Raw genomic sequence first — 13,525 nt, 5'->3', positions numbered from 1 at the left:
CGAGGTTTTTTTGTGCTAACAGAGGTACTATGTCTAATATTAGTATGGTATATAAAATTGCCTTAGGCCAAAAAAGTGATTAGTTTAACATCTCATTTACCTTGCTAGAGATAGAAAAGTGAGCAATAAAATGAAGAAGTTATTCATGATATTCCTCAAAAGCTTTATACTGAAATTTCGAGGTCTTTTAATGTGAGTGTTCATGGAACTTAGAATTGATAATACTCCCTATAAGGCAATTTTTCAGCCTCTCGATTTAGGATTTACCCAGCTAAAAAATCGCATATTAATGGGATCGATGCATACTGGCTTGGAGGAAGAGAAAGAGGGGCTGCATCGTTTAGCTGCCTTTTATCGCGAGAGAGCTCAAGGGGGGGCTGCACTCATCGTTACAGGCGGGTTTGCACCTAATCGGGCGGGCCGTTTAGCTCCTTTCGCAGCGAAGCTCACTTCAAGCAAAGAACAACATCATCATGAGGTAGTTACCCATACCGTGCATGAGGCAGGGGGAAAAATTGCTTTGCAAATCTTGCACGCAGGCCGTTATGGTTATCATCCCTTTATTGTAGCGCCTAGCGCTATAAAATCGCCTATCAGCCCGTTTAAACCTTGGGCGATGAGCAAGCGGCGGGTGGTAAAAACCATTAAGCATTTTGCCCGTTGCGCTCGCTTAGCCAAAGAGGTGGGCTATGATGGCGTGGAAATCATGGGCAGTGAAGGGTATCTTATTAATCAATTTATCGTAGCACACACGAATCAGCGAAATGATGAATGGGGGGGCAGTTTTACCAACCGCATGCGGTTTCCAGTGGAGGTCGTGCGTTCGGTTCGTGAAGCGGCGGGCAAGGATTTTATTATTATTTATCGTTTATCAATGCTCGATTTAATTGCTGAGGGCTCAAGTTGGGAGGAAGTTGTGCTTCTTGCCAAAGCGATTGAAGAGGCTGGGGCGACATTGATCAATACGGGCATCGGTTGGCATGAGGCGCGTATACCCACAATTGCGACAATGGTTCCTCCCGCTGCATTCACACCTATTACAAAGCGCCTTAAACCAGAAATCACGATTCCTTTGATCACTTCAAACCGTATTAATACGCCTAAGCTGGCTAATGCGCTTCTCGAAGAGGGGGTTGCAGACATGGTGTCCATGGCCAGGCCATTCTTAGCCGATCCCCGCTTTGTGGAAAAAGCAAGATTGGGGGAGAGCGAAGCCATTAATATCTGTATTGCCTGTAACCAAGCTTGCCTCGATCGTGTTTTTGTCAATAAACCTGCATCTTGTCTTGTTAATCCTCGTGCCTGTAATGAAACAGAGCTTGTTTATCAAACGGTGCATCATCCAAAGCAAATTGCGGTTGTTGGCGCAGGCCCTGCCGGGCTTGCATTCGCCGCAGTTGCAGCCGAACGGGGGCATCAAGTCACCTTATTTGAAAAATCAGGTGTTTTAGGCGGACAATTTAATTTGGCAAAAAATATTCCAGGTAAAGAAGAGTTTCAAAATACTATCAACTATTTCACCTATCAGCTGCAAAAATACCAGGTTGATATTCGTTTAAACACAGCTGCCACTTTTGATATTTTAAAAGGATTCGACGAAATTGTTTTAGCAACGGGAATCACCCCCCGTATTCCTGAAATTGAAGGCCTCAACCATGAAAAGGTTATGACCTATGTTGAACTCATCCAAGGGCATAAAATCCCAGGAAATCGCGTGGCGGTAATTGGCGCAGGTGGGATTGGATTTGACGTTGCTGAATTACTAACTCATGGGGCTCATGAATCTCAACAACAATTCTACGACGAATGGGGTATTGATATTAAAATGGAGCATCGTGGCGGAATAAAGAAAGCAGAAATCCCCCCAAGCCTTCGGGAAGTCTATTTATTGCAGCGCAAAAAAGAAAAGCATGGTAAAAGATTAGGTAAAACTACCGGTTGGATTCATCGTTTAAGTTTAAAACACAAACAAGTTAAAATGCTTGCGGGGGTACATTATGAGCGCATTGATGATGAAGGTTTACACATTCTCATCGATGATAAACCACAGCTATTAGCTGTAGATTCCGTAGTGATTTGCACAGGACAAAATGAGTTACGGGATTTATATGAGCCTCTAAAAGAGGCAAGCCTATTAGTACATCTCATTGGTGGTGCATTTAAGGCACTGGAGCTTGATGCCCGCCATGCAATTGATCAGGCTTGTCGTTTGGCTGCCTTGATTTAGTAGGGTTTTCTAGGGAGAAGCATAAAAAAGGGTTTCTAAGGTAAAAATATTGAAAAGTAGTAAATAATAATAAGTTTTTTTGTGATTTTGTACTAAAATTCAGACCATCTATTTCTCATCATGCTATTTGCAGAAAAATAAATTTCGTGCATCAGTATGCTTATTTTGTTATTATACTGAGCAAATTTTACATTACTTAAACCCGTTTTCAGATATTCCCTTAGTTATTTGGATTTTTTATGACACAAGAATTAGCGAACTTCGCTGACCTCAATTTATCAGATACATTATTAAAAGCGCTTGAGGATATGAAGTTTAAGAACCCATCTCCTATTCAAGCAAAAACGATTCCGCTATTGTTGCAAGGCCGTGATGTGATAGCCCAAGCGCAAACAGGAACTGGGAAGACAGCTGCTTTTGCCTTGCCTATTTTGCAGCGGTTATCCCTCAAATCGTCCGCCACCCAAGCGCTTATTTTAGCCCCAACCCGCGAGTTAGCTATTCAAGTTGCTGAACAATTTGAAATGCTGAGTGCTCGCCAAAACATTACCGTTTCTGTTCTATGTGGTGGCCAAGATTACCGTCGACAGTTAAAGCAGCTCCGTGATGGAGCTCAGATTGTGGTGGGAACCCCTGGGCGAATTTTGGATCACATTGATCGAGGAACTTTGCAATTGGATCAATTATCCACTTTTGTCCTTGATGAAGCGGATGAGATGTTGCGCATGGGATTTATCGAGGATGTCGAAGCGATTCTTGCGAAGTTACCTACGGCAAAGCAAATGGCCTTATTTTCTGCAACGATGCCTCATCGGATCCGTCAAATTGCTAACAGTTATTTGAATGAGCCAGTTTCGATAGAAATTCGTGCTGAAACCGCAACAGTAAAAAGCATTGAGCAACGCTTTTTATTTGCATCCGTTGCCCAGAAACCAGATGCTTTATTGCGAGTATTAGCTGCAGAAGATTATCAAGGGGTAATTGTCTTTGTTCGTACTAAAAGCAGTACTGAAGAGGTTGCGGAAACATTGCAGCAACAAGGCTATCGTGCTATGGCTATTCATGGTGATATAACTCAAGCCTTACGCGAACGAATCATTGCGCAATTTAGACAGGGAGCAATTGATATCTTGGTAGCAACCGACGTAGCGGCACGTGGTTTGGATGTCGAGCGTGTGACTCATGTTATCAATTATGATATTCCTCATGATTGCGAAACCTATGTGCACCGTATAGGCCGTACTGGCCGGGCTGGGCGCAGTGGGGTGACTGTTTTATTTGTAACCCCCAAAGAATCGCGCATTTTAAATCTTATTGAACGCCATACCCGTCAGCGCATAGAAAAAATAGCTGTACCTAATGACCATATGATCCAGGTTGCACGCCAGCAGCGATTTATGGCGAATATTAGCTCACGGTTACAGCATGAAAATTTACCTGCTTATCGCCGTATTATCGAAGAGTTTATCAAGCAACACCAAACTTCAGCGATTGATGTTGCGGCTGTCCTCGCGTTAATGCTAAATCAAGATAAACCTTGGCAACAAGACTTACCTAAACCCCGCTCTGCGGCTAAAGAAGCACGTATTATTCGAGATGAAGGGAAACCAAGCCGTGGTGCGGTTGTTGGACGTGGTGCAAGCGATCGTAAAGGGGAAAGAAAGTTTCGCGATGATTATCCCCAAGAACTGTTTCGCATCGATGTCGGCCGAGTACATGGGGTAAAGCCAGGTAATATCGTGGGAGCTATTGCGAATGAAGCAGGGCTGCAAAGTCGTTATATTACCGGGTTGAAAATTCATGATGATCATTCAACTGTTCGGTTACCAAAAGGGATGCCAAAAGAGGTCTTTCAAGAACTCAATAAGGCATGGGTTTGTGGGAGACAATTAAAGTTGACTTCATTGGGTACCGCTAACGGTAGTTAACAATAACCCTAAATTAAATAACGATCCATCCTGAGCATCTTCACAAAAATTGAGGCTGTGAAGATCCGGATCGCTTGGATACGTTCGGCCTGGAGAGGGGTGAAAGCTTGGTGTCGTAGACGCTTTGGCAAAACTTCGAGACAGCGCATCTACCCTTCTGCCGAATCGATATGGAAAAATACAAACCATTTTGACGGGCTCGAACTGAGAAAGGATTGACACCGCCTTGAAGCCATACATTAGGACGCAATACAACTTTTGATTTTGTCCATGGAAAATGTCTCGTCTCAATGCAGAACAAAAAAATAACACGGATAAATTACAACTTTCTCGGTTTTACCTGATTCCCCTCTTGTTCAACAATTCTGGATAAACCCAGGAACGGTGACCTTAGATGCAAAATGTCATTTTGATTTTTTGTCTTGCAATGAGATTTCTCAAATAATGCACTTATTGATTTAATTTTTCCTTAAGCTTTGTTTACTATCATAGCCCTTTTTTTCATTTCATAAGAGAAAGGCTATGTTTTTGCACTATATACGGGAGATCGAAAGCGTTCTTGAATATGCTCGAAGGGAATTTTCATTAGGAAGGCATAAACGGGCTAACTTCGCTCTAAAGGATGTATTCGGATTATTAACACAACAAAATTATTATTCAGGCGAAATTGAATTTAACCATTTGCATGGTGATCAGCAATTTGCTGTACGATTAGATTCGGCAATACATGATTATTGTGATTTGATAAATAAGGTCTATTTTGCACAATCCTACCATTTACTGGCGAGATGCAATGATTTAATTGTAAAAGGGGATTTACAACAAGCGGCATTATTGCTGCATATTGTCAAAAGCTACGCAAATAATTTACAGAAATTTTATTTAACTGCTTTGCATAACGGTTTGGCATCCACACCTGCATACATTGATTTTCCAAAAGATTTTGATTATTTAAAACGTTATATTCATAAATCCGCGGAAAATTTTAATCTGACTCTTCTATCAGATAAACTTGTATACAATATAATGCATTTTAAAGATAACCAATCTGCTTTAGGCCTAAATTTACCTTTTAGGGGGTTAACCGGTGCTGGCAGCAATAGGTACAGCCAATTTTCTCCTTCAACTGTTCCTGCAACCGCCTCTGCTGAGGATAGGGTGGAAACCGAGCAAATTGATCATGATTTAGGATTCAATAATGCTTAAATTCAGATCGGCACTACAGAGAATGCTCCCTGTAGTGTGGATTAAGCCAGAGTATTTATTTTCTTAATTGGGTTATTGCCAAGATTGAGAAGATTCCTCGCCCATGAGAGGGGAAACTGCCGTTTTTTGCTTATAACGTAAAAAGATCCCAATAAATCCGGTCATACAAGCTCCGATTATTGCGCAATAAGGAATCATCACAAGTGATCCATGATAAGAATCCAGAGAATAAAGCCTTAAGCCTTCTTGACTTATTTCTCCTGCCCAAGTTGAATCCATCAAATGGCCGATTAACGTATGGAAAAAAGAGCCTCCAAGCATATTAATGCAATTAAGAAGCGCGACCGCCACACCTAATAGCTTAGGGCTAACCAGTTCGGCGCCGGCAGCAAAAACAATGACTTGGTAACAACACATGTTGCCTATCACGAAGAATAAACCAACGAAGCAATACCAATTGTATTCAGTGATTGAAAGTAGTATCAAAAAGGCAAGCGCCATGCAAAGCCCTGCACCAGTTATGACGAAATAATTACCCAAACGATGGCTAAAAAAGGCAAGCAGCGGACCGCCGCATAACATGCCGACAAAAATAAACGAAACTAACTGAGCAGCCTCTTCTTTAGGCAAACTAAATGCGGTCGAAAGGTAAGAAACGCCCCAGACATCAGCAAAACCTTCCAGGGAACCTACCATAAGGAAATTAGCAATCGCTAACAGCCATATGAGTGGTGAAGAGAGAAGAGTTTTAAAATAACTGAGTTTGAATTGATTCTCAGCTTCTACTGACACCCTTTGGGGTGTGGATAAGAAAAAATAGATTGTAAGGCCGATTAGGAGCGCCGCCACAGCCAAGACGGAAGCGACAGTTTGCCAGCTGTAGTTGGTAATCAGGAGGCTGACTGGTTTTCCTCCGTAAATCGCCCCAAGTAGGCCAAAGGTAAACGAAAAGCCAATCATTTTGCCATAACGATTTTTAGGAAACCATTGAGACACAACTTTTGATACCCCAAGAAAACCCACCGCTGATCCAGCACCCACTAAAAAGCGGCTTAGACAAGCGAGATACCAGTTATTGGTATAGGTGAAAACTAAAGTAGCCAAGCCACAGATAAGGGCAAAAAGACAAATAACAGAACGGGCACTGTAGCGTTCAAGCAAAATGGCAACAGGAATTTGTATTCCAGAATAGCCATAATAATAAAGCGCCGCAAGAAAACCGAAATGACTCGCGTCAATGGAAAATTGACCCATAATCTGTTGCATCATTAGGCCAGGCCAGAGGCGCAAGATGAATTGGTAAGCAAAAAAAAGCAGGGGGAAAAGCCACATTAAATAGGACATATAATTTTTTCTAGAGTAAGGCATCAGTCACCTCATTGCTTGGGGATTTAAGGGGTTTTTACAATTAATTTTAAATGTGGGCGTATAAGAATCGGCTATTCAGCCGATTGGAAAAGTGATAATAGCAATGATGGTGAAAGGATTAAAATGCATTGTTCATTGATTAAAGATGCTTATAAAAAAACTATACCGTATTTTTTATAATCATGGAAGCCTGGTTCCCAAATAAAGTAGTAAGATAACCAGGGTTGCTTTACCATTTATGGACAAAGTATATTTTGCATAATCTTAAAATCAATTAAGGCAAAAGGATTGCGGATGAGGGCTAGGATTGAAACCTCGGGTTAATGGATAATTGCAGAAGGAAATTTTATTGTGGCTGTTCAAATTTCTTTAGATCACACGGTGTTTACCCTCCGAGAAAAAATTCAGGAGTTAAGTGATCATTTCCTCAAAAATTTTGGTTTCAGCTATTTTCAGTATTTAAGATGTTATGACGATGGAGCGATTGGGTTGTTGACCAATAATACCGGCCTTTTTGAATATTTTCAGCACATTGATCATTCACCGGTTGTCTTTTCTTCCTATTCCCAGGAATATGAAAATACGCATTCTTACTGGTTTTTGTGGGATGAATCTTTACCTGAGTCTCCTGTGCAACTCGCGAGAGAAAAGTTTAATATCCACAACGGCATCACTTTGGTGAGACGTGCTAAAAATTATTACGATATGATTGCTGTGGCTTTGCCAAAACAGCACCCAAATGCGGCGTTATTTTATCTAAATAAACTTAAAATCATTGAGCAATACATTAATAGTTTTGATCGCAATCATCGAGAGCTGATCACGTTGATGAATGAAAATAGAATCTTACTTCCCCAAGCCTATCGAGATGTCAATTATGAAAAGCTTTGTCTGACTAACGGTCGGGTTAATCTTTATGGTAAACACAGCATGACCTATGTTACAGCCCAAGAATTAGCTTGTTTACGCATCTGGCTTCAAGACGCTTCATATAAAGAAATTGCTCGATTGCTCGAGCTTTCTCCGCGCACAGTTGAAACTTACATCGATAGGATTAAACAGCGAACAGGATTCGCCTCTCGTTTTGAAATCGAGCAAGCACTTGCTCTTTGTCCGTAATAATCGCTGACAATTAAGTTGAAATGAAATAGCTATAATTCGCTTCCTGTCTTTAATATCAAAAGAGGTTGCTATGAAGATTCGAGAATCGCATGCTCAGCAATTATTTTTGGATTTTTGTGAAGGATACAAAGCACGAGATTTACCCAGGTTACTTACTTTATTCACGAATAATTCAAATGTCTGGGGTTCAGGACTTGATGAATATCGTGTAGGATTGGAGCAAATTGAAGCACAGTTGCAGCGTGACTGGAGTCAAACTGATGCAGGTGCAATTGAAATCATTTCGTTTATCCCCACATCGAATGAGGCTTTATGGGCTGCTGCGGTGTGTAAGGCAAAAGTCACGATTGCCGGCCAGGAATATGTTTTTGAGCATTTCCGCGGCACTATAATTGTCGAAAAAGAAAACGGAAACTGGAAAATAGCACATATGCATGCTTCTTTTCCGGATTACAGAAATGGAGACGGAAATTCATTTCCAACAAAACAATAGCTTGTATTCTGAATAAATGGGCTGAGGTTTGGCGTATGGGCCCAACCTAGATTTGAGAGAAACCGAGGGTTGGGCTGCTTGCTTTGAATGACATTGGAGTTGTATCCTCTATCAGTGAACAAGAGCTGTTCAGATACTCACACTGTAAAAAAAATTGATTGCTTTAGGGTTTTGGATTTTGTATATATTATATTCCTTGTTCATTGAGTCAGTTAATAACCACGCATAAGGTTACAGATGAAAGCCCTATTTATTTCGTTCGTTCTGCTTTTTTCAGGCTTTGCTCAAGCTCAGAGCCTACCCTTAAATAACATTGTTGTTTTTGGTGATAGTTTGTCTGACAACGGCAATCTTTACGAATACATGGGACATAAGATCCCACAATCTCCCCCTTATTTTTCAGGGCGTTTTTCGAATGGTCCTATTTGGGTTGAACGTCTAGTCGAATATTATTTTTCGACAAATCCCAACTCCCATCTTCTCGATTATGCTTTCGGAGGTGCAGGTATATCCGATGAAGAGAGTGATGTTTTGATGACCCTAAAGCGTGAGCTTGATATCTACCTGAACGCACATCAAGGCAAGGCCAGCGAAAATAATTTGTATATCGTTTGGATTGGTGCCAATAACTATATTGGTTTGCCGAGCAATGCCGAAGAAACCGTTACGCAAGTGAACAAAGGGATTGTGGCAGGATTAAAACGGCTGGTTAATGCTGGAGCAAAATACATCATGGTGGTTAACATACCCGATCTAGGCAAAACTCCTATTGCATCTGACCTTGAAGCTAGGAAAACACTTTCAAACTTTAGTAAACGCCATAATGCTATTCTACTCGATTCAGTCGGTGAGCTTCAGCAATCTTATCCCGATGTAAAGTGGATGTATTACGATGTTAGATCGAGAATGAACGAATTGTTGGAATCACCCGAAAGCTATGGATTTACCAATATTGTCGATACTTGCTATGCTGCCCAAATTGATAAATCTTTAGGGAATTCCATTTTACACATTGCTGCTGATGTAAAATTAAAAGCCAATGATGATATCTGTAAGGGATATTTATTCTTCGATCCTGTTCATCCTACGGCACCGGCCCATAGTATGCTCGCTGAAAATGCCAAAGCGATTTTAGATTCTGAAGGCGTTCAGTTTGGGGAGTAGGTTTACTAGGGGGCTTATTTGTGCTTTCTCGCTCGCAAGAAATAACACAAATACATGCCCCTTAACCCGTTAGAATCAAGGCAAGGTTTTTGCTTCCTTCAATCCATCCTCAACAAGACTAATCCACAATGAAATTATTGATTCGGATGTGTATATTAGTCATTTTCATCATTACTGAAAGCAAGGCTGAAAATCTTGAAATTCAGGTGAATGGACTAAAAATAAGCCTAACTTATTGGTCAGCACAGAATAAAAAAGCGCACGGAGGGATTTTGATTATTAAAGGCGATCCTTTTTGGGAAGGATTCGCCCTATCGCCTAACTTAGCTAAACGGTTTGCCAAGTTAGGGTGGTCAGTTGCTATTTTGGATACAAATCAGCAACAAGACAAGCTAACATGGATTGATGTGTTGCCAGAGGCCCTATCTAATCTTCGTCAAAAAAACAACCAGCGTATAGTCGTGCTCTATTATGGAGCCCAATTAAAGAGTTTATTGGGCTATTTCTCTAAATTGCAATCTAAACAGGTTAATGGATTAATTTTGCTTTCTGCTTTTGATGAATCTTCATCGAATGAGACTTTGGATATGCTAAAAAAGATCCCTTTTCCTGTATTTGATGTTGTAGGGCAATTTGATTATTCAACTGTCTTAAGGCAGGCGACACTCCGCCGAGAGAATAATCATAGTAACCAATATATCGCATTGCAATTTCCAGGAGCGACACACGATTACCTCTATACGCGCAACATGCTGGTTGGGTACCTTCATGGCTGGATGAAGCATTTACGGCCTGTGACTCGTTCAAAACCGCCGGTTTTGCTTAATTGAGCGACCGCAAAGATTACCAGCCCTTACTCATGCAAATCTGCTCGTAGGCTTTAGTAATTTTTTGGGTTTTATCATTGGCCTTCTTAATCACTTCCTCAGGTAAGCCTTGAGCTATTAATTTGTCCGGATGATTGCGACTGATTAATCGTCGGTAAGCCCGTTTCACTTCTTGTTTATTTGCGTTTTGATTCAGTTCTAGGATCGCGTAAGCATGAGCTAAGCTATCTTGTGGCCTTTGATAACTGCTGCTGTTTTGATAGGCACGGCTGCGATTATAGGAATAAGTGCGTTGGTTGCTTGATTGATTCGCTTTTTGAAAGCCGAAATCTTCGTAAAAACGAAATTGATCGCGTAGAGGGGCAAATCCCAATCGCCTAAATACAACATCAACAGCTTGAATTTTTCTTTCAGATAGCCCGTCTGTCATTGCAGCACGATATTGGATGTCCATAAATAATTTCAATAGATCAGGATTATCTCGACAAGCACTTTCTAAGGCATTCAGCATGTCCACAAGATCGAACGTGATCTTTTTTCCTTCATTAAAAAGCCGCTGCGCTTCTAATTTTTGCTTACGGTTTAAGCGCATTTCATGCATTAGCGCTTTGGCCATCTCAATTTCCTGTTCGGATACACGGCCGTCTGATTTGGCGATATGACCCATAATAGAGAAAGTGGCATCAAAAAAAATTTTCTGCACATATTCTTGCTTCTCTGAGTAATAATACCAGTCTGGTCGGCGATAATGCTCCATAAGGGCACGATCGAAAAAATTACCAATAAGAAGTCCAAAGAGGGCTCCGGCAGAACCTCCTATCAGATAGCCAAGAAAGGCACAAATTAATTTACCCCACCACTGATTATTGGCAAAGAATTGGCGTAAATTCATTATCACATTCCAATTTAGTTATACCTTTTTAGGTATATAGTAATTTTAGCTTTAAAATTGCTTAGGTGACACTAAACGAGCGAGCATCAAGATTAAATTATAATAAACATGTTAATATTTTGTTCTTTTATCGGTATTAAAGTCAATTAAATCACTTTAAATTACCTTCAACTAATAAAATCACTATATAATTACACTTTTTTGCACTGAGACTTGTTATGCGTCAGGTTTATTCTTTTTTAATGTATCTATTGACACCTTATTTGATCCTTCGGCTTTGGTGGAAAGGACGCCGTTTACCAGCTTACCGTCAGCGAATTGCCGAAAGGTTTTCGCTTGATCCCCAAAAACAGCAGGAAATTGATATATGGGTGCATGCCGTTTCTCTTGGTGAAGTGATTGCAGTCACTCCTCTGATAGACGCTTTACTTGATAAAAAATGGCGAATTTTAATGACTACGATGACCCCTACAGGGGCGGAACGAGTCAAAGTTCGTTTTGGTGACAAAGTGAGCCATCGTTATGTTCCTTATGATTTACCCGTTGTGGTTAATCGTTTTTTCAAGAAGACAAAACCCCGATTGGGATTGATTGTTGAAACAGAGCTTTGGCCAAATTTAATCCACTATGCGACAAAGGCCCAGGTACCGCTTTTCCTAATTAATGCAAGATTATCTGATCGCTCATGTCAGGGATATAAAAAAGTTGATTTCTTATTTAAGCCGGTGTTAAACCAGTTTAAGGCTATTTTTGCCCAAAGTGAGGATGATGCAAAACGATTTAAAACATTGGGTGCGGATGAAGAAAGAGTGGTCGTATTAGGGAACATGAAATTTGATTTACAAACCCAGAATATTAATTCTGAAATGTTTTTAGAATTAAAAAATTGCTGGGGGAGGGAGCGTACCGTTGTTATGGTTGCAAGTACCCATGACGATGAGGAGCAGCAAATATTATCTCGTTTGAAAAAGCTCCAAGCGGGATTGGCGAACATGGTTCTATTAATTGCGCCAAGACATCCTGAGCGTTTCCAAAAGGTTTATCAATTAAGTATGGATCAAGGGTTTAATACAGGGCTTCGAAGTCAAATTGAAACTATAAATCCCAATAACGAAGTAATCATCTTGGATTCATTAGGTGAACTTTTAGGTTTCTACCAGATCAGTGATTATGCTTTTGTAGGCGGCAGTTTAGTTCCTGTAGGCGGGCATAACGTACTTGAACCCATCGCAATGCGGGTTCCTGTGTTTAGCGGGCCAGAAGTCCATAACTTTAAAACAATTTGTCGCGATTTGCAGGTAGCTCAAGCCATTGAGCTTGCGGAAAATGCGGATGATTTGATTGACCGAATTATTGCCCTGCATCAAGATGAAAATAAGAAAAGAAGACTGGTTGATAATGCAACCTCTGTGCTTGAGGCAAATAAAGGCGCTGTCCAGCGTTATGCGGCTCAAGCCGAGGCTGTTTTGGGGTAAGCGTTCCCCCATTCGCCGAAGCTGGGCGATTTTATAGCTAACTAAGTTCTTTTACGCTGTGGATCAGCAGGGCTCCTGGTTTGTGACGAGTTTTGGCATGTTTTTCTGACAAATGTGCCAAATATGTTGCTTAATGATAGGGACTTATCCATTACAGTCAAAATATTGCTTTATGCAATGTAGTGGGTGTGTAGGTTGGGTTGCTGACCAACATCGATTTGAATAAGATTCAATATTGGTCGCGACTCAACCTAGGCTAGGCCTAAATCCTAGATGAGCAGATTGCTAAATTCTAGCTTCCTTGATTTTGCCGCTCTTTAATCTCGGAAAGCGTTTTACAATCGATGCACAGAGTAGCAGTAGGACGTGCCTCAAGGCGACGGAGGCCTATTTCGATGCCGCAGGCTTCACAGTAACCAAAATCTTGATCGCGCAATCGTTCAAGAGCATCTTCAATCTTTTTAATTAGTTTTCGCTCCCGATCGCGAGTTCTCAGTTCAAGACTAAACTCTTCCTCTTGACTGGCACGATCAGAAGGATCGGGAAAGTTAGCCGCCTCATCCTTCATATGGGTTACTGTTCTGTCGACTTCTTCCATTAGTGATTGGCGCCAAGCAAGCAATATTTTTTCAATATGCGCAAGCTGCTTTTCATTCATGTATTCTTCGCCTTCAGTTTCCTGATAGGGGGCTATTCCCATGTTGCTAACGGCGTCATTTTTCACGTTTCTTTTACTCTCACTATTTTTATCAATTAGTTGTTCCGGCATCAATGCCTCCTGCTCTGGTGTCTTTCCAACAAGCCCTTACGGCATGCGCTAGAA

General features: G+C 41.0%; 11 protein-coding genes. 8 read left to right on the top strand and 3 right to left on the bottom strand.

The features are described from left to right. Positions 1–202 precede the first annotated feature (202 nt). The 3 genes from LMI_RS11640 to LMI_RS11630 all read left to right on the top strand — a co-directional run bounded on the left by LMI_RS11640 (position 203) and on the right by LMI_RS11630 (position 5,361). Positions 203–2,227, top strand: a complete 2,025-nt coding sequence (locus tag LMI_RS11640) for an NADPH-dependent 2,4-dienoyl-CoA reductase (protein WP_045099952.1) — start codon at positions 203–205, stop codon at positions 2,225–2,227. A gap of 239 nt (positions 2,228–2,466) precedes the next feature. Then, positions 2,467–4,155 carry a DEAD/DEAH box helicase gene (locus tag LMI_RS11635; RefSeq protein ID WP_045099951.1) on the top strand — a complete coding sequence of 563 codons (1,689 nt, stop codon included), beginning with the start codon at positions 2,467–2,469 and terminating at the stop codon, positions 4,153–4,155. A 522-nt stretch (positions 4,156–4,677) separates the two neighbouring features. Then, complete coding sequence (locus tag LMI_RS11630) at positions 4,678–5,361, top strand: hypothetical protein (RefSeq protein ID WP_045099950.1); 684 nt, start codon at positions 4,678–4,680, stop codon at positions 5,359–5,361. Between the two features lie 72 nt (positions 5,362–5,433). Here LMI_RS11630 and LMI_RS11625 read toward each other — a convergent pair whose 3' ends face one another. Next, complete coding sequence (locus LMI_RS11625; protein WP_045099949.1) at positions 5,434–6,729, bottom strand: MFS transporter; 1,296 nt, start codon at positions 6,727–6,729, stop codon at positions 5,434–5,436. A gap of 351 nt (positions 6,730–7,080) precedes the next feature. Here LMI_RS11625 and LMI_RS11620 point away from each other — a divergent pair, with 351 nt between their 5' ends. From LMI_RS11620 to LMI_RS11605, 4 genes are all read left to right on the top strand, one after another. Beyond that, the gene (locus LMI_RS11620) at positions 7,081–7,848 is read left to right on the top strand and encodes a response regulator transcription factor (RefSeq protein ID WP_074454219.1); all 768 of its coding nucleotides are present in this window, start codon (positions 7,081–7,083) and stop codon (positions 7,846–7,848) included. Between the two features lie 73 nt (positions 7,849–7,921). Next, positions 7,922–8,344 carry a nuclear transport factor 2 family protein gene (locus LMI_RS15150; protein WP_064102981.1) on the top strand — a complete coding sequence of 141 codons (423 nt, stop codon included), beginning with the start codon at positions 7,922–7,924 and terminating at the stop codon, positions 8,342–8,344. Between the two features lie 237 nt (positions 8,345–8,581). Beyond that, positions 8,582–9,508 (top strand): GDSL family lysophospholipase PlaA, encoded by a 927-nt coding sequence (gene plaA / locus LMI_RS11610; protein ID WP_045099948.1) that lies wholly within the window; start codon positions 8,582–8,584, stop codon positions 9,506–9,508. Between the two features lie 128 nt (positions 9,509–9,636). Then, a complete protein-coding gene (locus LMI_RS11605) occupies positions 9,637–10,338 on the top strand; it encodes an alpha/beta hydrolase (RefSeq protein ID WP_052679557.1) in 702 nt (233 codons plus the stop codon). A gap of 13 nt (positions 10,339–10,351) precedes the next feature. Here the strand turns inward: LMI_RS11605 and djlA are convergent, their stop codons facing one another. Then, entirely contained in the window at positions 10,352–11,227 is an 876-nt protein-coding gene (djlA, locus tag LMI_RS11600) for a co-chaperone DjlA (RefSeq protein WP_045099947.1), read from the bottom strand. 218 nt (positions 11,228–11,445) lie between these two features. Here djlA and waaA point away from each other — a divergent pair, with 218 nt between their 5' ends. After that, a complete protein-coding gene (waaA, locus tag LMI_RS11595) occupies positions 11,446–12,702 on the top strand; it encodes a lipid IV(A) 3-deoxy-D-manno-octulosonic acid transferase (RefSeq protein WP_045099946.1) in 1,257 nt (418 codons plus the stop codon). A 292-nt stretch (positions 12,703–12,994) separates the two neighbouring features. On the opposite strand, the gene dksA is transcribed toward waaA, so the two are convergent. Next, on the bottom strand, positions 12,995–13,471 hold the full coding sequence (gene dksA / locus LMI_RS11590) for an RNA polymerase-binding protein DksA (protein WP_045099945.1): 477 nt from the start codon (positions 13,469–13,471) through the stop codon (positions 12,995–12,997). Positions 13,472–13,525 lie beyond the last annotated feature (54 nt).

It is taken from the genome of Legionella micdadei (assembly GCF_000953635.1).
Lineage (GTDB): Bacteria > Pseudomonadota > Gammaproteobacteria > Legionellales > Legionellaceae > Tatlockia > Tatlockia micdadei.
The sequence above is the reverse complement of the archived record's forward strand: the minus strand, read 5'-3'. Positions and strand labels throughout refer to the sequence as shown.

What these genes read in the sequence shown, in the direction of transcription:
- LMI_RS11640 (WP_045099952.1), top strand. Translation starts at nt 203, where the DNA reads ATGGAACTTAGAATTGATAATACTCCCTATAAGGCAATTTTTCAGCCT.
- LMI_RS11635 (WP_045099951.1), top strand. Translation starts at nt 2,467, where the DNA reads ATGACACAAGAATTAGCGAACTTCGCTGACCTCAATTTATCAGATACA.
- LMI_RS11630 (WP_045099950.1), top strand. Translation starts at nt 4,678, where the DNA reads ATGTTTTTGCACTATATACGGGAGATCGAAAGCGTTCTTGAATATGCT.
- LMI_RS11625 (WP_045099949.1), bottom strand. Translation starts at nt 6,729, where the DNA reads ATGCCTTACTCTAGAAAAAATTATATGTCCTATTTAATGTGGCTTTTC.
- LMI_RS15150 (WP_064102981.1), top strand. Translation starts at nt 7,922, where the DNA reads ATGAAGATTCGAGAATCGCATGCTCAGCAATTATTTTTGGATTTTTGT.
- plaA (WP_045099948.1), top strand. Translation starts at nt 8,582, where the DNA reads ATGAAAGCCCTATTTATTTCGTTCGTTCTGCTTTTTTCAGGCTTTGCT.
- LMI_RS11605 (WP_052679557.1), top strand. Translation starts at nt 9,637, where the DNA reads ATGAAATTATTGATTCGGATGTGTATATTAGTCATTTTCATCATTACT.
- djlA (WP_045099947.1), bottom strand. Translation starts at nt 11,227, where the DNA reads ATGAATTTACGCCAATTCTTTGCCAATAATCAGTGGTGGGGTAAATTA.
- waaA (WP_045099946.1), top strand. Translation starts at nt 11,446, where the DNA reads ATGCGTCAGGTTTATTCTTTTTTAATGTATCTATTGACACCTTATTTG.
- dksA (WP_045099945.1), bottom strand. Translation starts at nt 13,471, where the DNA reads ATGCCGGAACAACTAATTGATAAAAATAGTGAGAGTAAAAGAAACGTG.